Source organism: Acidimicrobiales bacterium (assembly GCA_041394245.1).
GTDB lineage: Bacteria > Actinomycetota > Acidimicrobiia > Acidimicrobiales > Aldehydirespiratoraceae > JAJRXC01.
Genome location: JAWKIR010000002.1, coordinates 227,101 through 251,559, shown reverse-complemented (window position 1 = coordinate 251,559; position 24,459 = coordinate 227,101). Strand labels below are relative to the sequence as shown.

The window sequence follows — 24,459 nt, the reverse complement described above, 5'->3', positions numbered from 1 at the left end:
AGTCATCTTTCCCGGGCAACTATTGACGGTTAGTGTGTCAATAGTTTGAGGGACGTTCGATGGACGGGGAGCAGCACATGCCACAACCGCTGAAGGTGATCGGCGCACCGGCGTCGCCGTATTCGCGAAAGATGCGCGCCGTCCTGCGGTACCGCCGCATCCCGTTCGACTGGGTCCTCCAGAACAGCCCCGAGGCGCGAGCCCTGCCGAAGCCGAAGGTGCCGGTGATCCCCGTGATCGGCTTCGTCGACGCCGACGGCACGTGCACCGAGGTCATGACCGACAGCAGCCCACAGATCATGCGGCTCGAAGGGATGTACGACGGCCGGAGCCTCGTACCCACCGATCCGGTGGTCGCCTTCGTCGACTACCTGCTCGAGGACTTCGCCGACGAATGGGTCACGAAGATGATGTACCACTACCGCTGGTACTACGAGGCCGCCATCGACAAGGCCGGTCGCATGCTGCCGCTCCAGGCCGACCTCACCATCCCCGACGACGCCTGGCTCGCGGGCAAGGACTTCATCACCGACCGGCAGATCTCCCGGCGGGCCCTCGTGGGTTCGACCGAGGAGAACCGGCCGATCATCGAGGACAGCTACGTCCGCCTCCTGCGGCTGCTCGATGCCCACCTGCACGAGCACGACCACCTGTTCGGGCCCCGCCCGGCCCGGGCCGACTTCGGGCTCTACGGTCAGCTGACCCAGCTGACCTGGTGGGACCCCGAGGCCGTCGCCGTCGCCGTGCGGGAGAGCAGCCGGACCGTCGTGTGGGTCGAGCGCATGGAGGACCTGTCCGGTCTGGCCGTCGACGGCGATGACAGCTGGTGCGACCGCGCCGCCATTCCCCCGACCACCGTCGCGCTGTTGGGTGAGGTGGGGCGCACCTATGCGCCGTTCATGGTCGCCAACCATGCCGCGTTCGCGAACGACGACGAGATGGTGTCGTGCACCATCGACGGCGCCACCTATTCGCAGGGTCGGTTCGGCTACCAACGCAAGTGCCTCGACTGGCTCCGCGACGAGTACCGGGCCCTCGCGCCCGACGACCGGGCTGCGGTCGATGGGCTGCTCGCCGGCACGGGCTGCGAGCAACTCTTCGCATGAGCGTCCGGCTCTTCGGCCACTGGACCTGCCCCTATGTGAACCGGGTCGCGTTCGCGCTCGGGCAACGAGGGATCGACCACGAACTCGTCGAGGTCCCACCGTCGGCGGTTCGACCGGAGGGCTTCGTCCTCCCCGACGAGTTCGTCGCCCACAGCCCCCGACTCGAGGTGCCGATGGTCTGCGTCGACGGCGACTACCTCGCCGACTCGATCCCCGTCCTGCGCTTCCTCGAGGAACGGGTCGACGCTCCCCCGCTGCTGCCCGCCGACCGGGCGGCGCTGGTGCTCGAGCGAGTGGCCCACCTCGACGAGACCCTCATGCGCAACATGGGCGGGGTCGCCTACGGCGTCGATCCCGACCGGATCGACCGCGCCGCCGGTCGACTGGCCGAGGCGTTCGACGAGATGGCCGGTTGGCTGCGGGAGACGCCGTGGCTCGCAGGGCCGGAGCCGACGCTGGCCGAGGCGATCGCCGTCCCCGTCTATCTGCGCCTGCCCGGGCTCATCGCCCTCGGGTTCGACCGTTCGTTGCCGACCGAGGTCGAACGGCACCGGGCCGCGACCCTCGCCCTGCCCGGCGGGCGGCACGTCGCATGGTCCGCCGAACAGGAAGCGGAGTACCTCGGTCGCCACCGGAAGGCCCGCCGACTGGCGTCCTGATCTGAAGCAGGTGTCTGACACCGCCGTAGCGGGTGTCTGACACCGGTGTGGCGGGTCACTCGATGATCAGGCGGTCGGAAGCCGAACGGCCGAAGACCTCGGGGGCGTAGATCTCCTCGGCCCTGGTGGGGGGTACGACGAACGTGCCGGGTGTGGTGGCCCTCGCGAGGTAGCTGTACTCGTGGGTGCCGGCCCAGAGGTAGGCGGAGAAGGCCTCGGCTCGGTCGTCGCGCAGGTTCTGGTGGTCGTACCAGGTCCAGTACCACCAGCTGTCGGCCGCCGCCTCGACGTCGCGATCTCCGCGATCTCCGAGGTCGGCGGTCACGGCGAGGGCCGGGTTCGAGGGCTCGAGGCCGGCGGGCAACGGGTCGATCAGGGCCATGTTGGTGCGTTGCGAATCGTTGACCATGGTGAGCTTGACCCGCACCTCGGCCCCCGCCTTCACGTGCCAGACCCCGTCGTCATCGAGCCACACATCGCCCTCGTCGTCGACGCCCTCGTAGCTGCGCTGGACCACGAAGCCGCGGTCGAGGGGGTCGAGGTCGAAGTCGTCGGGCGCGTAGCGCAGACCGAGGCGGTAGTAGAGCCGGCCGACGCCATCGTTGCTGACCACGAGGTCGGTGTCGCCCTGGTCGAGGAGGTCCTGCATCGGGACGACCGTCTCCTGGCTGTCGACGCTGCGTCCCTCGAAGACGTGTTCGGCGGCGTAGAGATCACCGAGCCAGACCCGGGCCACGAAGTCGGGCGTCGTCGCCTCGAACGTGTCGAAGTAGTTGTTGAGCGCCAGCAGGATGAAGGCGTTCTCCTGGGAGTTGTTCCAGCGGCCCTGGCGCTGGTTGCCGATGAGCCCGGTCACGATCTTCGGGATCAGGTCGTTGTCCGGATCCATCAGCAGCATCGCGCCGAGAACGATCCCGTCGGTGCGGCGATCCGACTGCAGCAGCAGATACGCGTCCTCGGTGTAGTCGGTGGTGAACGTCGCCGCGCTCGGTGTCTCGGTCACGCGATTCGAGAAGTTGCGGCGGATCTCGGTGGCGATCGCCTCGTCGCCGATGACCGGCCACAGCCAGGCCAGCGCGTCGAGCCCGAAGTCGAGACCGTGACGGCGCCAGATCTCGTCGGCCCGGTTCGGATCGAGATCACCGTCGAGTCGTCGCACGAACAGCGAGTAGGCGATCAGCGTGTCGCGGGATTCGGCGCTCCAGTCCTGCGGGATGTAGCCCTCGACGTTCTGGAGGAACGAGCGGCCCTGTTCGAGGACGCCGGCCGGCACGGCGTAGCCATTGGCCTTGGCCTCGTAGAGCGCGTGCATGACGTGCACGGATCGGTAGGGCGACGTCTCGAAGTTGCGCCGCCAGGTCGACCAGCCACCGTCGTAGTTCTGCAGCGCCGCGAGCGAGGCGATGTCGTCGGCGACGATCTGATCGAACTCGGTCGGCGTCGGGATGCCCTCGGCCTCGAAGGCTTCGAGCACGTCGCGCAGGGCGGCAATCGCCAGGATGCGTGACGCGTAGGCGTCGGCACTCGTGTAGTCGTACTCCGCGAGATACAACACGGCGTCGGTCAGGGCCTGCACGGCGGTCGACGAGGTCGTCACCTCCAGCCCGCCGAACTGGGGAATGACTCCCTCCGGGGCGAGCACCGGCTGGATCGTGGCGCCGTTCCCGGTCGAGCCACTGTCGACCACGCCATAGGTCGCGAACGCCTCGGCCGTGGCCGGGGTGTAGACGGGGAGCGAGATGGTGGCCGCGTCGGCATGGTCACCACTGACCGCCGCCGCCCGGAAACGGGCGGTGCCCGCCGACTCGGTGGTGACGGGGAAGCGCACCTCGACCCGGTTGTTGGCCGGCACGGTCACCGACTGGCCGGCCGGTCCGGTCATCTCGAGGTTGGCGGTCTGGAGGACGACCTCGACCTCCATCGCCTCGTCGGTCAGGTTCTGGAGCACGACCGGCAGTTCGAAGTCGTCGCCGAAGTTCAGGAATCGGGGCGCCGACGGGCGCACCTGGAGCGGGAGCTGCGCCGTCAGGTTCGACTCGGCCGAGCCGAAACGGTCGACCCCGTCGACGGCCACGACCATCACCCGGTAGCGGGTGAGCGAGTCGGGCAGGTCGAAGTCGACCGTCGCCCGCCCGTCGGCACCGGTGGTGACCTCGGGATCCCACAGCGCCAGCGCATCGAAGTTCGAACGGACCTCGATCGGCGCCGCGTCGCCACCCACCGCATAGGCGGTGATCAGCGCAGCGGGAGCCCGAGCCGCCTCGGACATGTCGCTGTCGGCCGTATCGTCACCAAGCTCATCCGTCGCCCCGTCCTGCGGCAACGGCGACGCGAGCGAGGTCTGCACCGTCTCCTCGAGCTGCCGGGCGAGGTCGACCAGTGCCTGCGGATCGGCCAGCAGGATCGAGTCGCGGCTCCGCGACACCGAGTCGCGATCACCGAGCGAGCGGTAGAAGATGTCGAGCGGGTCGAGCAGCTCGTAGCCGGTGAGGGCCAGCACTGCCTCGTCGACCGCGACGACCAGCAGCTCGGCGCCCTCCACTGGGTCGCCGGCGGCATCGGTGACCTCGACGGTCACCGACGTCGACGCGCCGGGTTCGACCACGTCGTCGGCCGGGATCGCCTCCACGGCGAGCGTGCGGCTCGCGGGCGGGACGCGGAGGTCCACTCCCCCGGTGGCATACGCCGGCCGCGGCGGCACATCCGGGAGCACCGTGCCGTCGTCGGCGGCCCGGTCGGTGATGCCGACCAGCTCGATGCCGATGCGCAGACTCGGCACGTGTTCGTCGCGGATGTCGATCTCGAGGATCGTGTCGCTCCCCTCGATCTCGAACGGGACGATCTCCTCGATCCCGTTGCGGCTGATCGTCATCAGCCCGTGGGCCGCACCGAAGGGCGAGCCGACGAAGATCTCGGCGGTGTCCCCGGCTGCATAGGCGTCCTGGTCGGGGACCACGGTGGCCTCCTGGAGCTCGAGCCGACGGCTCGGCAGGGATTCGCCCCCGCTGACCCACACCGTCATCTCGCTGCGGCTCTCGCGTCCGGCATCGTCGACGACCGAGGCCGCGATCCGGTAGCGGCCGCCGTTCTCCATCGCGAAGGTGCAGATCTCGGGTGCGTCGGTCGAAGTGATCTCGCACGGCTCCGAGTCGATCACGACCTCGGTCCATTCGCCGTCGACGTACTCGCTGCGGACCTGTTCGGCGACCACGTCGGCGACCCGGTCGGGCACCGCGACGCCGTCGATGTCGGTCACGATCACCTCGACCGGCAACGGGTCGCCGGCCTTCACGAACGGACGCGTGGCGTGGATGCCGACATAGAGCGCGGCGGCGTGCACGAGCAGGTCGGTGGTCGAGGACCAGGTCTGGCGGTTGACGTCGGTCACCGAGGCCGTCGCGCTGACCGTGGTCGGGCGGCCCTCGCCGTCGCCCGCGAAGTCCATGCGCAGGAAGTGACTGCCCGTCGAATCGGTGGTCCCCGAGAACGACTCCGCCGAGCTCTCGGGCTCGAAGCCCGGGCCACCACAGCAAACGTCGTCGTAGGCATACTCGCCGAACGGGCTGCGATCCCACCACGGGATCCACGCGCCGAACGTGAACTCGCCCCAGCCCGGAGGCGAGTACGACGTGGGGCGGGTCACGACCCACCAGTCGACCGGCGCGTCGGGCAGTGGTCCGCCGGAGAAATAGGTCGCATCGACGGCGACCGTCGCCGGATCGTCGACCAGGTAGGGTCCGGGCGTCTCGGCCCGCGCCGTCACCTCGAACTCCGGGCGCCGGAACTCTTCGATCCCGAAGTTGTGGGTGTGGCCGAAGCGTTGCGGCGTCGACGGATGACCGAACTCGATCCAGCCCTGGCCGAGGTTGGCGCCGAGCGGGATGTCGGCGGTGAAGTCGAACCCACCGGTGGCACTCAGGGCGACATCGCCCGCCGCGATCTCGTTGCCGAACGCGTCCTTGACGGAATAGGTGAACGCCTCACCCTCGGGGAACTCCTCGATCGTCGCATCGTCGGACAGGTCGAGCAGTCGGACCCAGCCCTTGACACTGATCGTCTCGCCGGGCCGGTAGAGACCGCGGTCGTCGACGACATACCAGAGCGCCTGGTCGGTGGCGGGCGAGGCACTCGCGTAGGCCTCGCTGATCGCCATATCGTCGCCGAGGGAGACCACGAGCGGGCCCGAATCCTCGCGGGATCCGGGCAGCGGGAGCGTGGCGAGGCCGTCGGCGCCGGTGACGACCGGGTCGGTGGTCGCCCAGATCGGCGCCGGGGCAACCGATGCGCCGGCGACCGGCGCGCCGGTGGTCAGGTCGGTCACCCAGGCGTAGCCGGTCTCCTGGTCGGCGATCAGGTCGGCGCCGAGCGCAGTCGACTGCACCCACTGCACCACCGGCTGGTTGTCCCAGTAGCGACGGTCGTTGTCGCGATCGAGGTTCGCGAGCTCGCCGACCGCTTCGACGACGACCACGGCCATGCCGGGCTCGCCGCCGAACACCGGCTCGAGGTCGATCCGCGCCTCGAACCGCTCGTTGGCCGGTGCGCCGGTCTGCTGGACCGCGTCGTAGATCTCGGTCCACGGAGGATCGGGGAAGCCGTCGTCGTCCCAGCGGTCGTCCCAGTAGTCGACATAGTCGGCCCAGTCCGAGGGGTCGACGGCGAAGGCCCGGACCCGCACCTCGGAGTGGTTGCGGAGCTGGAGCGGCAGGGTCTGCGAGTCCACCAGCGGGTCGAGTGTCGCCAGGCGGCCACGATCGAAGTCGAGGAACGGGTACGCGTCGTCGACGGTGAACTCGATCACCTCGTCGTCGCCGAGCGTCTGGCCGAACACGTCGGTCAGGGCGGCCGGCACCGTCATCTCGTAGACGGTGCCACCGACGATCGGGCCGTTGATCTCGATCCAGTTGCCCTGGATCCGCACGTACGCGCCGGGGAGCGCCGGCTCGAACCGGAGATCCTCGGGATCGAGCGAGTCGGGGTCGAGCTCGTTGTTGAACGAGACGGAGAAGCCCCAGTCGGGCTGACAGTCGTCGCCCGGTCGGCACGACTGGTCGTCGACCCGCAGCGGCGCATAGGTCCGGGCCTGCTCGGTGAACACTTCGTCGGTGGTGTCAGGGCCTTCCACCGAGGGGATCTCGGGGCCGATCTCGATGCGGATCGCCGAGTCGGGGGTGAACGCCTCGACGGCCCGGAAGGCGACCCAGGTGCCCTCGACGGCCTGTTCGATCCGCTCCGACACGAACTCGTCGCCGGCGATCTCGTTGTCCGATGCGAGCCTGATCGCGACCTCCCGGCCCTCGAGCGTCATGGTGGTCACGCCGAGGATCGCGTCGGGGTCGACCCGCTGATCGAACGACGCGAGGAACACCGGCTCGAGCTCGAGCGAGTCGTTGCTCGGTGACAACGACCGGACGGTGGCGCTCGGAGTCGCGAACGCGAACTCGTAGTCCTCCGCGAGTGCGCCACCGGCGGCCGACTCCGTCCCCGCGGGGACGACCACGGAGTAGGTCGTGGCCATCGGGAGACGATCGAAGACCTCGGGGTCGTGTTCGAAGCGCAGGGTGCGCGTGCCGATCCACTGCCAGCGGCCCGCGAGTTCTGGCGTCATCGTGACGGGGATGTCGGCCGCGTCGGTCTGCTCCACCGTGCCCAGCGCGATCATCGGCTGACTGAAGGTGAGGCTCAGGAACGGAGCGATTCCCACATCACCGTCGGGTTGGTGGCGCAGCACGGTGAGCGGTCCGTCGTCGACGGCGGGCGGCGGGTCGCCGCCGTCGGCCGGGAAGGGAACGTCGATCGTGTCACCCGACACCGGCGGACGGAGCGACTCGGCCGGACGGTTGAAGTCGACCCGATCGGCATCGTCGCCCGACCAGTCGGGCAGCCGATCGAGCACCCGATCGACCGCGGCGGCATCGAGCGGTGCGCCTTCGACGTAGGCGACGAGCTCGTCGGCGGCTGCACCGCTGCGCTCACCCTGACTGAGGCTCACGGTCACCGGACCCGCGGTCCGGTTCGCACGACCGGCCGGTCCGCCGTTGTCGGTCGGGCCCGAATCGTCGGGGCCCTCGTCGGGGCCGGCGTCGTCGTCGCCGGAGCAGGCGCTCGCAATCAGCGCGAGCACCAGCAACAGCAGTGTGATCTTTCGTCGCATGGGCGCCGAACCTCCCCCACCTCTACGGTGACGAGACTACGACGTCGAGCGGCGGCGTCTGGTTCCCGGGCCTTCGGCCCGGGCTCAGCCGGCCGCGATGGAGCGACCGAGCGCCGCGAGCTGTTCCTCACCGTTGCCGAGCGTCAACTCGAGCTGGCGGGCCATGAGGAAGTAGCGGTGCAGTGGGTAGTCGCGGTCGACGCCCACGCCGCCGTGCACGTGCACGGCCGCATGCACGACCCGGAACCCGCCGTCGGCCGCCCACCACTTGGCGATGGCGACCGCGTCGTCGGCCGGCAGGCCCTGATCGATGCGCCACGCCGCCTGCCAGGCGGTGAGGGTGATCGCCTCGGTGTCGATGTAGCTGTCGCCGGCCCGACTGCTGACCGCCTGGAACGTCGCGATCGGACGGTCGAACTGCTGGCGCTGCTTGGTGTACGCCGCGGCCAACTCGATCGAGGACCGAGCCGCGCCGGCCATCATCATGCACATCGCGGCCTGTGCCCGGAGTTCGATCCACTGGACGATGTCGGCGCCCGGCGTGGTGCCGTCGCCGAGGAGCGCGTCGGCGCCGACGCGGACACCGGAGAGTTCGACACGAGCGACCGGGCGACGGGTGGTGACCTCGACCCGGGTGAGCGACACCCCGTCGGCATCGGCCGGCACGAGGAAGACCGCGCACGAGCCATCGGCCATCCTGGCGGGGATCAGGAACAGGCCGGCGTCGAGACCGGCCTCGACCATGGGCTTGACCCCGTCGAGGCGGTAACCGTCGCCGTCGGCGACCGCGACGGTCTCCGGTTCGGAGGGCACGGTCCCCTCTTCGTAGAGACCGGCGCCGGTGATCAGCGACCCGTCGGCGATCGACGGGAGGTAGGCGGTCTTCTGGGCGTCGGTGCCGAACTCGGCGATCGGCATCGCGCCCATGACCGCGGTCGACAGCAACGGCACGGGCGACGCGGTGGCACCGACCTGCTGGAGCGCCATCGCGGTGGCGAGATAGCCCAGCCCGATGCCGCCGTATTCCTCGGGAATGGCGGCGCCGAGCACGCCGGCCTCGGCCAGCGCGGCCCACGCCTCGGCATCGACTCGGTCGTCGTCGGCGGTCAGCTGCCGCAGCCGCTCGTGGGTCGACTTGTCGCCCAGGATCTGCTCGGCGAGGTCGTGGATCGCCTGCTCTTCGTCATTCAGGTTGAAGTCCATGTCGTCTCCTACCGATCGGCCTTGGGATAGCCGAGGCCGAATTGCGAGACGAGGTCTCGCTGCATCTCGTTGGTGCCGCCACCGAAGGTGAGGATGACGGTCGAGCGGTATTGCATCTCGAGCCGGGTGAGGTGGCCGATCTGGCCCTTGGAGATCGCGGCCTGCGGGCCGTAGACCTCCATCAGCTTGCGATAGGCCCGGGTGTAGAACTCGGTGCCGTAGACCTTCACCCCCGACGAGTCGGCGATGAAGCCCGTGATCGTGTCCATGTCGGGCGTCTGGTCGTCGATCTTCGTGGCGACCGTCCAGGCGACCTTCCAGTTCGCGAGACGGAGGTACTCGAGACCTGCCTTGACCTCGGCGAGGTTGCGCTGGACCCACGGCTGGTCGATCACCCGCGAGCCGTCGGCCCGCTTCGTGTTCTTGGCGAAGTCGATGGTCTCCTCGAGTGCGGTGGTGACCATGCCCGACGAGCAGATCGTCACCCGCTCCCGGTTGAGCTGGCTCGTGATGAGCCCCCACCCACCGTTCTCCTCGCCGATCATCGTCGAGGCCGGCACCCGCACGTCGTCGAAGAAGGTGTGGTTGATGTTGTGGCTCGACAGCAGGTCGAGCGGCTCGATCGACAGGCCGGGGGTGTCCATCGGGATGCAGAAGAGCGAGATGCCCTTGTGCTTCTTGACCTCGGTGTTGGTGCGGGCCGCGAGCCAGATGTAGTCGGCGTCGGCGGCCAGCGACGTCCAGGTCTTCTGGCCGTTGATGACGTATTCGTCGCCGTCCTTGACCGCCCGACACTGCAGCGCGGCGAGGTCGGTACCGGCGTCGGGCTCGGAGTACCCGATACAGAAGGTGATCTCGCCCTTGGAGATCTTGGGGAGGAAGAACTGCTTCTGTTCCTCGGTGCCGTACTGCATGAGCGTCGGCCCCACCGTGTTGATGGTGAGCATCGGGATCGGGGCGCCGATCGCGACCGACTCGTCGAACATCACGAACTGCTCGACGGCGCTGTAGCCACGGCCGCCGTATTCCTCCGGCCAGCCGACGGTCAGCCAGCCGTCGCGCCCCATCCGCCCCACGATCTCGCGATGGATGGGGCCGCAGCCGTCCTCGGTTCCGAGCGCCTCGCGCACGTCGTCGGTGAGAAGGTCCTTGTAGTAGGCGCGGAGCTCGGCCCGCAGCGCCTCTTGGTCGTCGTCGTACCCGATGTACATGGGTGAATTTCTAACGCACCGCTGCGTCCGACACGAAGTCGCCGACCACGCCGCCCTCGACCCCTGGCGGTACCATCGGCCCGGTGAGAGCCGGCTCGGAGGACTGATGTCCACGCCCATGACCACCCGAGTGTCGACGAGGACACTGTTGCGCACGTCGTGGAACCTCGGGCTCTTCGACCCGACCACGCCGCTCGCTGCAGCGGGAGGGATCGCGACCACCGGACCATCGCTCGCGCTCCCCTACGCCATCGCCGCGCTGCGGTTCCCGCGACGGATCGCCGTCACCGACGACCACGGTTCGCTCACCTACTTCGCGCTCTGCCGCCGCATCGAGCGACTGGCCCACGCGATGCGCAAGGCGGGCATCGAACCCGGTGATCATGTCGGCATCCTGTGTCGCAACCATCGCGGATTCGTCGAGGTCAACGCGGCGGCCAGCCGAGCCGGCGCGGTCCCCGTGTATCTCAACACCGGCTTCGGGACGAAGCAGCTGAGCGAGGTGGTGGCGCGCGAATCGGTCGTGACGGTGTTCCACGACGAGGAGTTCTCCGACGTCGTCGCCGAGGCCCGGGCCGACTCCTATCTGGTGGCGCCCGAGGCGAACCCCGACTGGAGCGTCCCCGGGCTCCCGGCCGGCGCGGCCGCCTGGAATCTCCCGTTGACCTCCCCGTCGCTGCAGAGCGTGCTCATGACATCGGGGACGACGGGCACGCCGAAGGGCGCCCAGCGTCGGGGCGGCAACGTCGACCTCGCGGCACTCGGACCCCTGCTGGCCCTGCCCCATCGCCGGGGCGCACGCACCCACATCGCGGCACCGTTGTTCCACGCCTGGGGCCTCAGCCAGCTTGCCCTCGCCGCCGTCTACGCCCAGTCGGTGCGCCTCCGCCGCCACTTCGAGGCCGAGCGGGTGTTGGCCGACCTCGGCCACCAGCGCACCGAGATCTTCATCGCGGTCCCGGTGATGCTCGAACGGATCCTCGAAGCCGCACCCGACGGCGATTCCTTCGTCGCCGCGAATCTCCGGATGACCGCCACCAGCGGGTCCGCCCTCTCCGGCAGCCTCGCGCTGCGTTGGATGGACGCGTTCGGCGACAACCTGCACAACTTCTACGGCTCGACCGAGGTCGGCCATGTCGCCCTCGCCCTGCCGGCCGATCTCCGTCTCGCCGCGGGCACCGCCGGTCGACCGATCCCGGGAGCGACCGTGCGGATCGTCGACGAGGCCGGCCGCGATGTCGACCCCGGCGCGACGGGCCGGATCGTGGCCCGCAACGGCGCCCATTTCGACGGCTACACCGGCGGCGGTTCGAAGCTTCTGATCGACGGGTTCATGGAGACGGGTGATCTGGGGTTCTTCGACGAACACGGCCTCCTCCACGTCACCGGACGCGTCGACGACATGATCATCAGCGGTGGCGAGAACCTCTTCCCCGGCGAGGTCGAGGAGTTCCTCCTCACCATGGACGGCATCGTCGACGCCGCCGCGGTCGGCCTCGACGACCCCGACTTCGGCCAGGTCGTCGGTGCCGCCGTCGTGGTCGAAGCCGGCGCGGGTCTCGACGCGGCGGCGATCCGCAACCGGGTGAAGACCGGGCTGGCGAACTTCAAGGTCCCGAAACGACTGGCGGTGGTCGACGAGATCCCTCGCAACGCCACGGGCAAGATCCTGCGCCGCGACGTCGTCGCCCTGCTGACCAACAGCACCGGCATCGCTCCCTAGCCCGAACGATTCATCGACCCAGAGCGCAGCAACCGCTACCGTCGGTGACGTGGCGATCAGCATGCGTGGGGGCAACGACGGACGACTGCCGATTCCGGCCGGTCACCGCGTCCTGCTCCCCGGACGGGGCACGACCTTCGTGCGGGAGCTCAACCAACCCGACCATGGTCCCCATGTGCTGCTGGTCCACGGCTGGATCGCATCGGGCGGTCTCAACTGGCTGACCGCGTTCGATCCGCTGGGTGAGAACTTCCACGTGCTGGCCGCCGACAATCGGGGCCACGGCCGCGGGATCGACTCGCGGGCCCGCTTCCGCATCGCCGACGCCGCCGACGACCTCGCGGCGCTGCTCGACGTGCTCCGCATCGATCAGGCGATCGTCGTCGGGTACTCGCTCGGCGGACCGATCAGCCAGATGCTCTGGAAACGCCATCCCGAGCGCGTCGCCGGCCTCGTGTTCTGCGCAACCGGTTTCGACCTCGTCCAGGGTGGTGGCGCCCGCATGGCGATGGCCGGCGCCGCGTCGATGCTGGCCGCGGGCCTCCGAGCCGGCGCGATGCCGGCCACCTTCCCGAGTGCCCTCGCCCGCCAACTCACCCGCGACGCCCGCGGTGCGAACCGACCCCAGACCATCGCCAAATGGGCTCGCGCCGAGATGCAGCGGCACTCCTGGCGGATGATCGCCGAAGCCGGTCTCGCCATCGGCACCTACTCGTCGAGCGAGTGGATCGCCGACATCGACGTGCCCACCTCGGTCGTGGTCACCCAACGCGATCGGGCGGTGCCGCCGGAAGCGCAGTACGGGCTCGCGGCCAAGATCCCTGGCGCACGGCTGCACCGGTACGACGGCGGCCACGTGAGCTGCCTCGAGCCGGGGTTCGCGACGGTCCTCACCGAGGCCATCACCGATGTGGCCCACCGGGCCGAGCTGCTGGTCGCCGACACCGACGTGATCGATCTGCGCAGTCGGCGACCCGCCGCCACACGCGTCTCGTGATCGGAGCGCTCTTCGCCATCACCGCCGGCCTCGGCTTCGCGGCCGCGCTCGTCGCCAACGTGCGGGTCCGACCGGTGATCATCGGGCTCCCGTCGACCATCGCCGGCTTCTTCGCCGCCGAGCTCGCCCGGGTGCAGATCGTGCTGCACCTCTCGGCTGCGGCCCTCTGGATCGCTGCGGGCGCGCTCGACGATCCAGCCGGCGTCGCCGGCGCTGCCTTCGCCGTCCTCGCCGTCGCCCTCCTCGAACTCGCCCACCGACGCGCCCTGGCGACCGAGGGCCTGCTCCGAACGGCGTTCCCCGAACAGGACGCGGCGCCGATGACCAGACGACTGCTCGGCGTCGTCCCCCCGTCGTTCAGAGGCGTGGAGATCCGGCGAGATCTCACCTACGGACCGCATCGCCGCAACCGGGCCGACCTCTACCTCCCCGCCCGCCCGACGTCGACGCCGACGCAGGCGCCGATCGTCCTCCAGGTGCACGGCGGCGGCTGGGTCAGCGGCAACAAGCGGCAGCAGGGGCAACCGCTGCTCTCGCACTTCACCCGCCAGGGCTGGATCGGGGTCGCCATCGACTATCGACTCGGCCCGAGGCATCGACTCCCGGCGTGCGTCCACGACGTGAAGCGGGCGATCGCGTGGATCCGCGCCAACGCCGAGGAATGGGGCGGCGACGCAGACCGCATCCTCCTCACCGGGGGGAGCGCGGGTGGCCACCTCACCGCGCTGTGCGCGTTGACCGCCGACGACGCGATGCTCCAGCCCGGTTTCGAACACGCCGACTGCACGGTGGCCGCCGCTGCGCCGATCTATGGCGTGTTCGACCTCCTCGACCGCAACAACCGCCGCGGCCGGATGAAGATGACACCGTTCCTCCAACGGATGGTCATGGAATCGAAGCTGGCCGACGACCAGGAGACCTGGGACGCGCTGTCGCCGGTCAGCCGGGTGCGAGCCGATGCCCCGCCGATGCTCGCGATCAGCGGCGCCTACGACACGCTGGTACCGATCGAGGAGGCCCGCGACTTCGGCGCAGCGATCACCTCGGCCTCGGCCTCGGCGAGGTTCGTCGAGCTCCCTCACGCCCATCACGCATTCGATGTGATCAACGGGCCGCGGGCCCGGGCCGTCGTCGCCACGATCGAACGCTGGGCGACCGGCGTGATGGCGAAGGGAGCAGTCGATGCCTGACCTCGCGGCCGTCGACGGCGAAGGCATCTCGGAGGACCGCGTCGAATTGGTCCACGGCTACGGGCTCCGCGTCGTCTCGCGGGGTTGGGGCGACCCGTTCGTCTGGGCCCACGACGCGTTCTTCAGCATCGACGACGACGACCTCCATTCGCTCGTCGACTTCGACCGGCTCGCCACTGGTTCCCGGCTGATCCGCTACGACGCGGTCGGCCACGGCCGCTCCCCGGGTGTGGCCCATCCGGGTGACCACACGTGGGACTCGCGAGCCGACGACCTGCTCCAACTCTGTGAGCGGGTCCGCCTCCCGATCGTCTCCCTCGGCGGGTTCTCGACGGGTGCGGCAACCGCCCTGTGGGCCGCCCACATGGCGCCCGAACGGGTGGACCGCCTGGTGCTGGCCGCGCTGCCAAACGGGTGGACCTGGCGCGCCCCTGCCGCAGGAATCCAGGGACTACTCGGCGCCAGTGCCCTCACCGGGCTCACCGAGCCGATGCGCTTCCTCGCCCGCTACCTCCCGCTGCCCGGAGGTGAACCGCGCTCGGTCGCCGCCTACCGGAGCGCGCACTTCCGCAAGATCGTGTCGACACCACGGCAGCGCTATGTGGCGGCGCTGGTCGGTGCGGCCCGGAGCAACCTGCCGTCGCCCGACGACCTGGCCCGCCTCACGATGCCCACACTGATCCTCGCCTACCCGGGCGATCCGCTCCGCCCGATCGGCACCGCCGTACGCGTGGCGCGCGCCCTGCCCAACGCGGAACTCGTGATCGCCGACCATCAGGCGCAGGTCGCCGACTGGACCGACCTGATCCGCGACTTCGTCGGAGGCCGAGGCGGCCGAACGCTACTGTCGTGACCCACGCTCGAAAGGCCGTCATGGGACTCACCCAACTCTCCGGGCTCGACGCCAGCTTCCTCTACCTCGAGACCGGCCGCAGCTTCGGCCATGTCAGCAGCATCCTCGTTCTCGACCGACCCGACGACCCCTCGTTCGACCCGTACCACGAGTACCGGGCGCGGATGGAACGAGCCGTCGTCGACTACCTCCCGCTGCGCCGCCGGCTGGTCGAGGTTCCGTTCGGCCTCGACCATCCGTACTGGGCCGAGGACCCCGATTTCGATCTCGACTTCCACATCCGCCACATCGCCGTGCCGCCGCCGGGCGAGCCGGCCGAGCTCGACCAACTGATCGCCCGCCTGATCGGTCGGCCCCTCGACCGCAACAAGCCGCTGTGGGAGGCCTACGTCATCGAGGGCCTCGAGGGCGACCAGTTCGCGATCTTCACCAAGATGCACCACTCGACGATCGATGGTGCCGCCGGCGCGATGCTCACCCAGCAGATGTTCTCGGCCGGCGCCATGGTCGATCTCCGAGAGGCGGTCCCCCCGCTGCCGAAGGCCGCTCCGCTCCCGAAGCCCGTCGACGTCCTCAACAAGGCGATGTTCGACCTGGCCCGACGGCCCCGGCGGATGATCCGCTGGCAAACCGAACTGGCGAAGGAACTGTTCCGGGTGGGGCGGTCGTCGGAGAGCCGCAGCGAGCTCGCCGGGGTGTTGCCCGGCGTACCGAGGACCCGTTCAACGCGCCGATCACTCCGAATCGACGCTTCACCTGGCGGTCGATCCCGCTCGCCGAGGTGAAGGCGATCAAGACCGCACTCGGCTGCACGGTCAACGATGTCGTCATGGCGATGTGCGCGGGTGCCCTGCGCAACTATCTGCTCGAACACGCGGCACTGCCCGAGGACCCCCTCGTCGCGATGGTGCCGGTGTCGATCCGTACCGGCGACGAGGTCGACCCCTGGACCAACCGGGTGTCGAGCATCTTCGTGACGATCCCGACCGATGTCGAGGATCTGGCCGGGCGCATCGCCGCGATCGGGGCGACGATGGCCGAGGGCAAGCACCGCCACGACCTGCTGCCCGCCGATCTCATCGTCGAGGCCGCGTCGATCGCGCCGGGCCTGATCGCCCACACCGCCGCCCGGATCGCCATGAACCCGCGGATCGCCAACACCGGCCGAACGGTCGCCAACGTGACGATCAGCAACGTTCCGGGCCCGCGCGACCTGCTCGCCCTGGGCGATGCGCCTGTGCGCCACTACGTCCCTGTCTCCACGATCGTCGACGGCCAGGGCCTCAACATCACGGTGCAGAGCTATCGCGACACGCTCGACATCGGGCTCGTGTCGTGCCGCGAGCTGGTGCCCGATCTCGACCGCCTCGCCGAGCTCCACATGGAGGAGTTCGCAGCCCTCAAGGACCTGGCCGGGCTCCCGGTGACCGTCGCCGAGTGAGCGCCCGACGAGACGACCTCGTCGCCCGGCTCGAGGCCGTGGCCGATCCGGACCGGGCCGTCGGGCAGCAGCGGTACATGAAGTCGGCGATGCCGTACCACGGCGTCGCCATGCCGGAGGTCCGACGCATCGCCACCGCGGTCGACCGCGCCCACCCCTTCGCCGATCGGGTCGAGTGGGAGACGGGGGTGCTCGAGATCTGGCGGGAGGCGACGCACCGCGAGCAGAGGTATGCGGCCACCCAGCTCGCAGCCCGCTCGTCCTACCGGCGATGGCTCGACGGCGAGGCCCTCCCGATGATCGAGGAGATGATCGTGACCGGGGCGTGGTGGGACCATGTCGACGCGCTGGCCGGCGACCACATGGGCGAGATGCTCCGGCAGGATCCCGAACGGGTTCGCCCGGCGATGTGGGCCTGGGCGACCGATCCGATCGAGCGGAACGAGGCCGTGTGGCGTCGCCGGACCTCGATCCTGTGCCAGCTCACGGCGAAGGACGCCACCGACCTCGACCTGCTCTTCCATGCGATCGAGGCATCGATGGACTCCACGGAGTTCTTCCTCCGCAAGGCCATCGGATGGGCGCTGCGCCAGTACGCCCGGACCGATCCCGAAGAGGTCCGGGCCTACGTCCACCGTCAGGAGGACCGGCTGTCGGGCCTGTCGAGGCGAGAGGCGCTCAAGCACCTCGGCGAATGAATCCGGCGCATCCCTTTCATCGGAAGTGACTCACCGGTAGCGTGCGGATCAGCCCGGTGAACTCGCCTGGCGACATTCCTCGGAGGGGATACCCATGAGAAAGTCCGTATTGAGATTGATGGCGATCTTGCTCGCCTTCACACTGCTGGCAACCGCCTGTGGCGACGATGGTGATTCCACCACCGGCGACACCGGTGACTCCGGCGACAGCGCCGACTCCGGCGACACCGGCGATTCCGGCGACAGCGCCGACTCCGGCGACAGTGGTGACAGTGGCGACGCCACCGGCATCCCCGACCAGTTCCCGGCTCCGGTCGACCCGGTCAAGGGTGGTCGCCTGCAGATGGCCATGAACGACAACATCGACTGCTACAGCGGTCTGTCGTACTACGGCATCTCGTGGTCGCTCTTCTACTTCATGGCCCGCGGCCTCTACGGCTATCCCGACACCGTCGAGCAGCCGGCCTCCGACACGGTCGAGCCGCATCTCGCCGCGGAGCTCCCGACCGTGAGCGACGACGGCCTGACCTACACCGTCACGCTGCGCGAAGGCCTCACGTTCCCGAACGGCGACCCCGTCACCTCGGCCGACGTCAAGGCGACGTTCGAGTACATGCTCGATCCCAACATCCAGTGCGCCACCGGCGGCCCGCCCTCCTCGGGCTACTACGACGTCATCGCCGGCGTCGCTGAGTACAGCGAAGCGCTGACCGCCGACCCGGCCGCCGACGCCGAGATCAGCGGCATCGTCGCCGTCGACGAACTCACGACCGAGTTCACGCTCACCGCGGAAGACGGCGCCTTCGTTCGTGCCCTCGCCATGGGCTGGTCCTACATCCGTCCGGCGTCGACGCCGCACGAGATCCTCGAGGTCTCGCCGCCCTACGTCGGCCCGTACTACATCTCCGACTACCAGGTCGATCAGTCGCTGACCGTCGACCGTCAGGAAGGCTGGGCCGACAATGTCGCCGCCGGCGTTCCCGAGGGTCCCGACGTCAACAACATCGACGGCATCGATCTCGAGATCGGCGTGCCCGACGACGTCCAGCTCGGCCGTCTGAAGGACAACACCCTCGACATCACCTATGACGGTTCGGCCCCGACCGGCGCCGACGTGCCGAACGTGGTCAACGATCCGCAGTACGCCGGCCGAGTCTTCTCGACCCCGGATGCCGCAGTCGACTACGGCGTGTTCCGCACCGACCAGGAACCGTTCAACAACGTCATGCTGCGTCAGGCCGTGAACTACGCGATCGACCGCACCACGCTGGCCCGCATCCTCGGTGGCGAGCTCGTGCGTTCGCCGTGGTCGGAGATCCTGTCGTCCAACCTGATGGCCGGCTCCGCCGACGCCGCCGGCGAGGTCTACACCTTCGATCCCGACAAGGCCCGCGAGCTCGTCGAGGCATCGGGCGTCGAGACGCCCATCGCCGTGACGCTGCAGCACTTCTCCGACGCTCCCGGCCCGGAGACGGCTGCAGCCATCAAGGAGAACCTCGACGCCGTCGGCTTCGATGTCACCCTCGAAGGCGCGACCGCGAGCGTGCACTACGGCGTGCTCGCCGACCCCGAAGCCGGATGGGACCTGGGCATCGCTGCCTGGGGCCAGGACTTCGCCGACGCGATCACGTTCTACGGCCCGCTGCTCACCTGCGGTGTCGGTTCGAACTACGGCAACTTCTGCGACGAGGACTTCGACGCAGCGGTCGCCGAGATCGCGACGATGCCGGCCGGTCCCGAACGCGCACAGGCGTTCGCCGAGCTGTCGACCCAGACCATGACCGACCTTGCACCCTGGTACCCCTGGGTGAACCGTCGCAAGATCTCGTTCGTGTCCGAGCGAGTGGGCAACTACATCTGGGGCCCCGGCAAGCAGTTCTACTTCGCGAACTACTTCATCAACGAGTGATTCCGAACATCTGACGAAGTCGCCCCGGGGACTCGACACACGTCGGGTCCCCGGGGCACAGTCATTTTCCGATGCTGCGCTACACCATTCGACGGGTCCTGTGGGGACTGTTGGTCATCTTCGCGGTGACCCTCTCGGTCTTCGTCCTTTTCGGACCCGTGCTGCGCTCGACGGCGAACGTCAACCCGGCCCGCCTGTATGCCGGAAAGAACGCTCAGCCCGACGAGATCGCCCAGGTCGAGCAGACGCTCGGCCTCGACAAGCCGTACTACGAGCAATACGCCATCAGCATCCGCCGCTTGATCTTCGGTCCGTCGGACGAAGAGTTGCGGCGGTCGTGTCCCAGCGGCAACGACTGCGACGAACTGATCGGCCATCTCGGCCGCTCGTTCGAGAAACAGCGATCGGTCGACTCACTCATCTGGAGCAGGGTCGGCGTCACGTTCTCGCTCGCCACCGTCGCGGCCCTGATGTGGCTGGTGATCTCGATTCCCGTCGGCGTTTTGTCGGCAGTGAAACCGCGCTCGATATTCGACCGGGTCACGATCGTGACGATCCTCATCGCACAGTCACTCCCCGTGTACTACTTCGGTCTTCTCGCGCTCTATTTCCTCACGTTCAAGTACCACATCTTCCCTCAGGGCGGCTACGAGGACTTCGCCTGGTCCGACCCCTGGCCCTGGCTCTCGCACCTGATCCTGCCCGGCTTCACCCTCGCCCTCGCCTTCATCGCGATCTACATCCGTCTGATCCGCGGGAGCATGCTCGACGCCATGGGCGAGGACTACATCCGCACCGCCCGCGCAAAGGGCGCGAGCGAGGGTCGCACCATCTTCCGTCACGCCCTTCGCAACGCACTGCTGCCGATCGTCACCATCTTCGGCCTCGACATGGGCATCCTGCTCGGCGGCGCGATCCTCACCGAGGCGACCTTCGGCCTGCAGGGCATCGGCACCCTCTCCATCGACGCCGCCTCCTCGCTCGATGTGCCGCTCACCTCCGGCACCGTGCTCTTCGCCGCCATCATGATCGTGGTCGCCAACATCCTCGTCGATCTCGCATACGCCTTCATCGACCCCCGGATCCGCCTCACAGGAGCCTGCTCGACGTCACCGACCTGCACACCACCTTCGTGACCGACGACGGTCGAGTCGGCGCGGTCGACGGCGTCTCGTTCTCGGTCGAACGGGGCCAGGTGCTCGGCATCGTCGGCGAGTCGGGCTGCGGCAAGTCCGTCACGATGCTGTCGATCATGGGGCTGCTGTCACCACGCAACTCGATGACCGAGGGTTCCGTCGTCTTCGACGGGCAGGAGCTGCTCGACATGCCCCGGCGCCACATGCAGCGCATCCGCGGTTCGGGGATGGCGATGATCTTCCAGGACCCGATGACGTCGCTCAACCCGGTGTACCGGGTCGGCTGGCAGCTGGTCGAGGCGGTCCGTCTCCACGACAAGTCGCTCTCGCGCTCGCAGGCCCACCAGCGGGGCGTCGAGATGCTGACCGCGGTGGGCATTCCGAGTCCGGCCGAGCGGATGCGGGCCTATCCCCATGAGCTGTCGGGCGGCATGCGCCAACGGGTCATGATCGCGATGGCGCTGATCAACAATCCTCAGCTGCTCATCGCCGACGAACCGACGACGGCGCTCGACGTCACGACCCAGGCGCAGATCCTCGAGCTCCTACGCAAGCTCCGCTCCGACTTCCAATCGGCGATCATCCTGATCACCCACGACCTCGGCGTCGTCGCCGAACTGTGCGACGAGGTCGTCGTGATGTACGCCGGACGTGTCGTCGAGCGGGCGAGCGTGAACGACCTGTTCAGCCGACCACAGCATCCCTACACATGGGGTCTCCTCGGCTCGCTCCCGGGCCGCAACCTCAACGCCGAACGGCTCTACTCGATCCCCGGGGCACCGCCCAGCCTCATCGATCCGCCACCCGGATGCCGGTTCGCCCCCCGCTGCCCGCATGCGATGGACATCTGCCGCACCGATCCGGCCCCCGAACCCGAGCCGACGATGTGGGCGGATCACACCGTCGCCTGTCACCTCGACCAGAGCACGCGAACCACCCACGCGGCCGACTTCGGCACGGGGGTGTCATGACCGCTCCGGGCGACGTCATCTTGCGAGTGTCGAATCTCGAGAAGCACTTCGTGAGCACGCGAGGGATCATCTTCCAGCGCGAGTTCGCCCGGCTGAAGGCCGTCGACGACGTCAGCTTCGAGATTCGGGCCGGCGAGACGCTGGGGCTCGTCGGCGAATCCGGTTGCGGCAAGTCGACCGTCGCCCGATGCGTGGCCCGACTGCTCGAACCCACGGCCGGCAAGATCGAGTTCATGGGCGACGACATCTCCCGCCTGTCGCCGCGGGCGCTTCGTGAGGTTCGCCGCAACATGATGATGATCTTCCAGGACCCCATGTCCTCGTTGAATTCCCGCATGCGCATCGGACAGGTCATCCAGGAACCGCTCGACATCCATGGCATCGGCACCACCGAGTCCCGACGGGCACGAGTCAACGAACTCCTCGAACTCGTCGGTCTCAGCCCGAATCACGTCAACCGGTTCCCGCACGAGTTCTCCGGTGGGCAGCGCCAGCGCATCGGTATCGCCCGCGCTCTGGCCCTCGAACCGAAGCTCATCATCTGCGACGAACCCGTTTCGGCGCTCGATGTCTCGGTCCAGGCCCAGGTGATCAACCTGCTCGAGGACCTCCAAGCAGAGTTCGGCTTGACCTACCTGTTCATCGCCCACGACCTCGACGTTGTGCAGCGCGTGTCCGATGTCGTGCACGTGATGTATCTCGGCCGTGTCGTCGAGCGGGCGACGAGCACCGAGGTCTACCAACACCCGATGCATCCCTACGCGGCGGCCCTGCTGTCGGCTCGGCCCGAAGCCGACCCCGTCCGTGCCCGTGAGCGCCGACAGATCATCCTCCAGGGCGACGTTCCCAGCCCGCTCGACCTTCCTTCGGGCTGCCGCTTCCGTACCCGCTGCCCCCGCGCACAACCCCGGTGCGCCGAGGAAGAACCCACCTTCTCCGAACCGACCGAGTCCGGCCATCAGTACGCCTGTCACTATCCGGTCGAGAAGTGGCCGCTCGACGATCCGTCCGATCTGGGCCGCGTCGCCGCCCTCGCCGGGGAGGACGGCTCGTGAGCCGGGACGAGCTACGTCGCGGCCTGGTCCGTCTGGCCGGCATCACCGTCGGACTCGTGTTCGGCACCATGCTGCTGAGCGTGATCTTCCTGCTGCTGGGGGCACGGGGCCGTTCTGCCATCGCGGCGGGGGCCGGCTCGGTCGGCACCCTGCTCGTGTTCGCCGGCGTTGCGTCGTTCGCCAAGGCGAGCCCGGTTCGCTACGTCCGGTCACAGCCGTACGACGACGCCGATTCCATCTCGATCCGCCGCGAGACCGAGCGACTGGCGTTGGGCCTGTTCGCCTTCGGAGTCGCCTTCAACGCCGCCGCCCTCGCCCTCGGATAGGTCCTCGATGAGCAACGACACCGACACCACCGACCTCGCCACGGAACAGTCCTTCGCCACGACCGGACTCGGCCCGTGGGCGCTGGTCCGCCGTCGCCTCCGGCGCGACCGGGTCGCCCTCGTCAGCATCGCCGTGATCGTGCTGCTCGTGGTGTTCGCGCTGGCCGCACCACTGTTCGAGTCGTGGACCGGCCACGACGTGAACCGGTCGAACCCGCAGGGATCCGACGACATCACGCTGCTCCCGGTGGCGCCGATGACCGGGTGCGACGGCCTCGGCGACGTCGGCGAACCCGGTTGCTTCGTGCTCGGCGCGTCCAACGTCAGCGGCTACGACATGCTCGTGCAGTTGAGCTACGGCATGCGCACGTCGCTCTACATCGGGCTGGTCTCCACGACGCTGACGGTGATCCTCGCGTTGACCATGGCCCTGGTCGCCGGCTACTTCGGCGGCATCATCGACAGCGTCATCTCGCGGCTGATGGATGTCGTCGCCGCGTTTCCGTTTCTCCTCTTCGCCATCGCCATGTCGGTGGCGTTCGGCTCGTCGCGAGGGATCGTCATCTCGATCATCGTGTTCTTCTCGTGGTTCTACCCGGGGCGACTCTTCCGCAGCGAGGTCCTCTCGCTTCGTGAGCGCGACTTCGTCGCTGCGGCGACCAGCCTCGGCGCACCGACGCGCCGCATTCTCGTGCGCCACATCCTCCCCCACCTCGTCGGCCCCGCCGTCGTGTGGGCCACCCTTGCGATCGCGAGCTCGATCACCTTCGAGGCCGCGCTGTCGTTCCTCGGCTTCGGCCTGCCTCCCGACGTGCCCTCGCTCGGGCGGATGATCGCCGAAGCCATCCCGGGCGGGCGCTACCGACTCGCCCCCCGTCTGATGGTCATTCCGGGGTCCCTGCTGGTGCTCACGATCCTCGCGTTCAACCTCCTGGGCGACGGCCTGCGAGACGCCCTCGATCCCCGGGGTGCGGTCGAGCGCTGATCCGACCGGCGACGCGTCCAGGGGCGGTCAGCGGTTGCGGGTCATCCACTCGGTCGCGAAGTCGACCAGGGCGCGCTGCGACGACAGTCGCGCCTCGGCCTGACCGACTCGTCCTCTGGTCTCGCCGCCGGTCGCCGCGAACGCATCGCCGATCTCGTCGAAGTCCGTCTCGTCGAGGGCCAGGTCCTCGAACTCGAGCCAGACGCGCGCTCCGTCGACGATTCGGGGCACACCCTGGCGTTCCGTCGTCTTGCCCGACCAGTCGGCGCGGTACTCGGCCAGGTGCAACGACGTGTTGCTGGCGTGGGAGACGCCGAGCAGCAGGACCTTGGCGTTTCGTTCGTAGAGCCGCCCGAGCGGCGAATCGTCACCGAGCGACGGCGACAGCGGGTGGTGCTCGGTGATCGCTGCGGCCGCGGCGCCGTTGGCGGCGAACGACACCAGCGGGTGATCACTCCGGCGTGTCGACCGGTGGCCCCGGAAGCAGTCGACGATACGACCCATGCCGCTCGTCGGGGTGAGATCGGGATCGAAGACGGGCATCGCGGCCCGGATCTCGTCGAACCATTCGGCCGGTACCGGTGGGTTCGACCAACCCGCCGGATCGCTCGACCCGGCGGACTGCGTGGGCACCACGACGGTGCCGGTGGCCGTCGTCGCGTCGAGCAGGGCCTCGACGACGGTCTGGGCCCCGCCGACCACCCAACCGAGCGACGACAACGACGAATGCACGATCAGCGTGTCGCCGGCGACGACCCCGAGCGCCCTGAGGTCGCGAAGTATCGATGTCCGGGTGACCGGCTTGGAGGACCCTGCGATCACGTCGGATTCACGTGGCATCG

Annotated in this window: 19 protein-coding genes; 15 read left to right on the top strand and 4 right to left on the bottom strand. The window is 68.8% G+C overall.

Annotation, left to right across the window (positions count from 1 at the left end; all coding sequences use genetic code 11):
* Positions 1–59: 59 nt before the first annotated feature.
* Positions 60–1,106: a glutathione S-transferase family protein gene (locus tag R2707_01350; GenBank protein MEZ5243714.1), complete on the top strand. Its 1,047-nt coding sequence runs from the start codon at positions 60–62 to the stop codon at positions 1,104–1,106.
* Positions 1,103–1,765 carry a glutathione S-transferase family protein gene (locus R2707_01345; GenBank protein MEZ5243713.1) on the top strand — a complete coding sequence of 221 codons (663 nt, stop codon included), beginning with the start codon at positions 1,103–1,105 and terminating at the stop codon, positions 1,763–1,765. The genes R2707_01350 and R2707_01345 overlap by 4 nt, the downstream gene beginning before the upstream one ends.
* 55 nt (positions 1,766–1,820) lie before the next feature.
* Here R2707_01345 and R2707_01340 read toward each other — a convergent pair whose 3' ends face one another.
* The 3 genes from R2707_01340 to R2707_01330 form a co-directional block, all read right to left on the bottom strand.
* Positions 1,821–7,919 (bottom strand): alpha-2-macroglobulin family protein, encoded by a 6,099-nt coding sequence (locus R2707_01340; GenBank protein MEZ5243712.1) that lies wholly within the window; start codon positions 7,917–7,919, stop codon positions 1,821–1,823.
* An 84-nt stretch (positions 7,920–8,003) separates the two neighbouring features.
* Entirely contained in the window at positions 8,004–9,122 is a 1,119-nt protein-coding gene (locus R2707_01335) for an acyl-CoA dehydrogenase family protein (protein MEZ5243711.1), read from the bottom strand.
* A gap of 8 nt (positions 9,123–9,130) precedes the next feature.
* Positions 9,131–10,333 (bottom strand): acyl-CoA dehydrogenase family protein, encoded by a 1,203-nt coding sequence (locus R2707_01330; protein MEZ5243710.1) that lies wholly within the window; start codon positions 10,331–10,333, stop codon positions 9,131–9,133.
* A gap of 106 nt (positions 10,334–10,439) precedes the next feature.
* Between R2707_01330 and R2707_01325 the strand changes: the two genes are divergently transcribed.
* The 13 genes from R2707_01325 to R2707_01265 all read left to right on the top strand — a co-directional run bounded on the left by R2707_01325 (position 10,440) and on the right by R2707_01265 (position 23,617).
* A complete protein-coding gene (locus R2707_01325) occupies positions 10,440–12,056 on the top strand; it encodes an AMP-binding protein (GenBank protein ID MEZ5243709.1) in 1,617 nt (538 codons plus the stop codon).
* A gap of 49 nt (positions 12,057–12,105) precedes the next feature.
* On the top strand, positions 12,106–13,053 hold the full coding sequence (locus R2707_01320; GenBank protein MEZ5243708.1) for an alpha/beta fold hydrolase: 948 nt from the start codon (positions 12,106–12,108) through the stop codon (positions 13,051–13,053).
* Positions 13,050–14,243: an alpha/beta hydrolase gene (locus tag R2707_01315; GenBank protein MEZ5243707.1), complete on the top strand. Its 1,194-nt coding sequence runs from the start codon at positions 13,050–13,052 to the stop codon at positions 14,241–14,243. The genes R2707_01320 and R2707_01315 overlap by 4 nt, the downstream gene beginning before the upstream one ends.
* Positions 14,236–15,096 carry an alpha/beta fold hydrolase gene (locus R2707_01310; protein ID MEZ5243706.1) on the top strand — a complete coding sequence of 287 codons (861 nt, stop codon included), beginning with the start codon at positions 14,236–14,238 and terminating at the stop codon, positions 15,094–15,096. The genes R2707_01315 and R2707_01310 overlap by 8 nt, the downstream gene beginning before the upstream one ends.
* Positions 15,093–15,881 carry a wax ester/triacylglycerol synthase family O-acyltransferase gene (locus R2707_01305; protein ID MEZ5243705.1) on the top strand — a complete coding sequence of 263 codons (789 nt, stop codon included), beginning with the start codon at positions 15,093–15,095 and terminating at the stop codon, positions 15,879–15,881. The genes R2707_01310 and R2707_01305 overlap by 4 nt, the downstream gene beginning before the upstream one ends.
* Positions 15,878–16,537 carry a WS/DGAT domain-containing protein gene (locus R2707_01300; GenBank protein ID MEZ5243704.1) on the top strand — a complete coding sequence of 220 codons (660 nt, stop codon included), beginning with the start codon at positions 15,878–15,880 and terminating at the stop codon, positions 16,535–16,537. Before R2707_01305 ends, R2707_01300 begins: the two co-directional genes overlap by 4 nt.
* Positions 16,534–17,235, top strand: coding sequence for a DNA alkylation repair protein (locus tag R2707_01295; GenBank protein ID MEZ5243703.1), 702 nt, complete (start codon positions 16,534–16,536; stop codon positions 17,233–17,235). The genes R2707_01300 and R2707_01295 overlap by 4 nt, the downstream gene beginning before the upstream one ends.
* 94 nt (positions 17,236–17,329) lie before the next feature.
* Entirely contained in the window at positions 17,330–19,144 is a 1,815-nt protein-coding gene (locus R2707_01290; protein ID MEZ5243702.1) for an ABC transporter substrate-binding protein, read from the top strand.
* 71 nt (positions 19,145–19,215) lie between these two features.
* Positions 19,216–20,280 carry an ABC transporter permease gene (locus R2707_01285; protein MEZ5243701.1) on the top strand — a complete coding sequence of 355 codons (1,065 nt, stop codon included), beginning with the start codon at positions 19,216–19,218 and terminating at the stop codon, positions 20,278–20,280.
* Positions 20,277–21,251 (top strand): ABC transporter ATP-binding protein, encoded by a 975-nt coding sequence (locus R2707_01280; protein ID MEZ5243700.1) that lies wholly within the window; start codon positions 20,277–20,279, stop codon positions 21,249–21,251. Before R2707_01285 ends, R2707_01280 begins: the two co-directional genes overlap by 4 nt.
* Positions 21,248–22,306, top strand: coding sequence for an ATP-binding cassette domain-containing protein (locus R2707_01275; protein MEZ5243699.1), 1,059 nt, complete (start codon positions 21,248–21,250; stop codon positions 22,304–22,306). Before R2707_01280 ends, R2707_01275 begins: the two co-directional genes overlap by 4 nt.
* Positions 22,303–22,632, top strand: coding sequence for a hypothetical protein (locus R2707_01270; GenBank protein ID MEZ5243698.1), 330 nt, complete (start codon positions 22,303–22,305; stop codon positions 22,630–22,632). The genes R2707_01275 and R2707_01270 overlap by 4 nt, the downstream gene beginning before the upstream one ends.
* Before the next feature lie 7 nt (positions 22,633–22,639).
* Positions 22,640–23,617 (top strand): ABC transporter permease, encoded by a 978-nt coding sequence (locus R2707_01265; GenBank protein ID MEZ5243697.1) that lies wholly within the window; start codon positions 22,640–22,642, stop codon positions 23,615–23,617.
* Positions 23,618–23,644: 27 nt separating this feature from the next.
* Here R2707_01265 and R2707_01260 read toward each other — a convergent pair whose 3' ends face one another.
* Positions 23,645–24,457, bottom strand: a complete 813-nt coding sequence (locus tag R2707_01260; protein ID MEZ5243696.1) for an AAC(3) family N-acetyltransferase — start codon at positions 24,455–24,457, stop codon at positions 23,645–23,647.
* Positions 24,458–24,459: the final 2 nt, after the last annotated feature.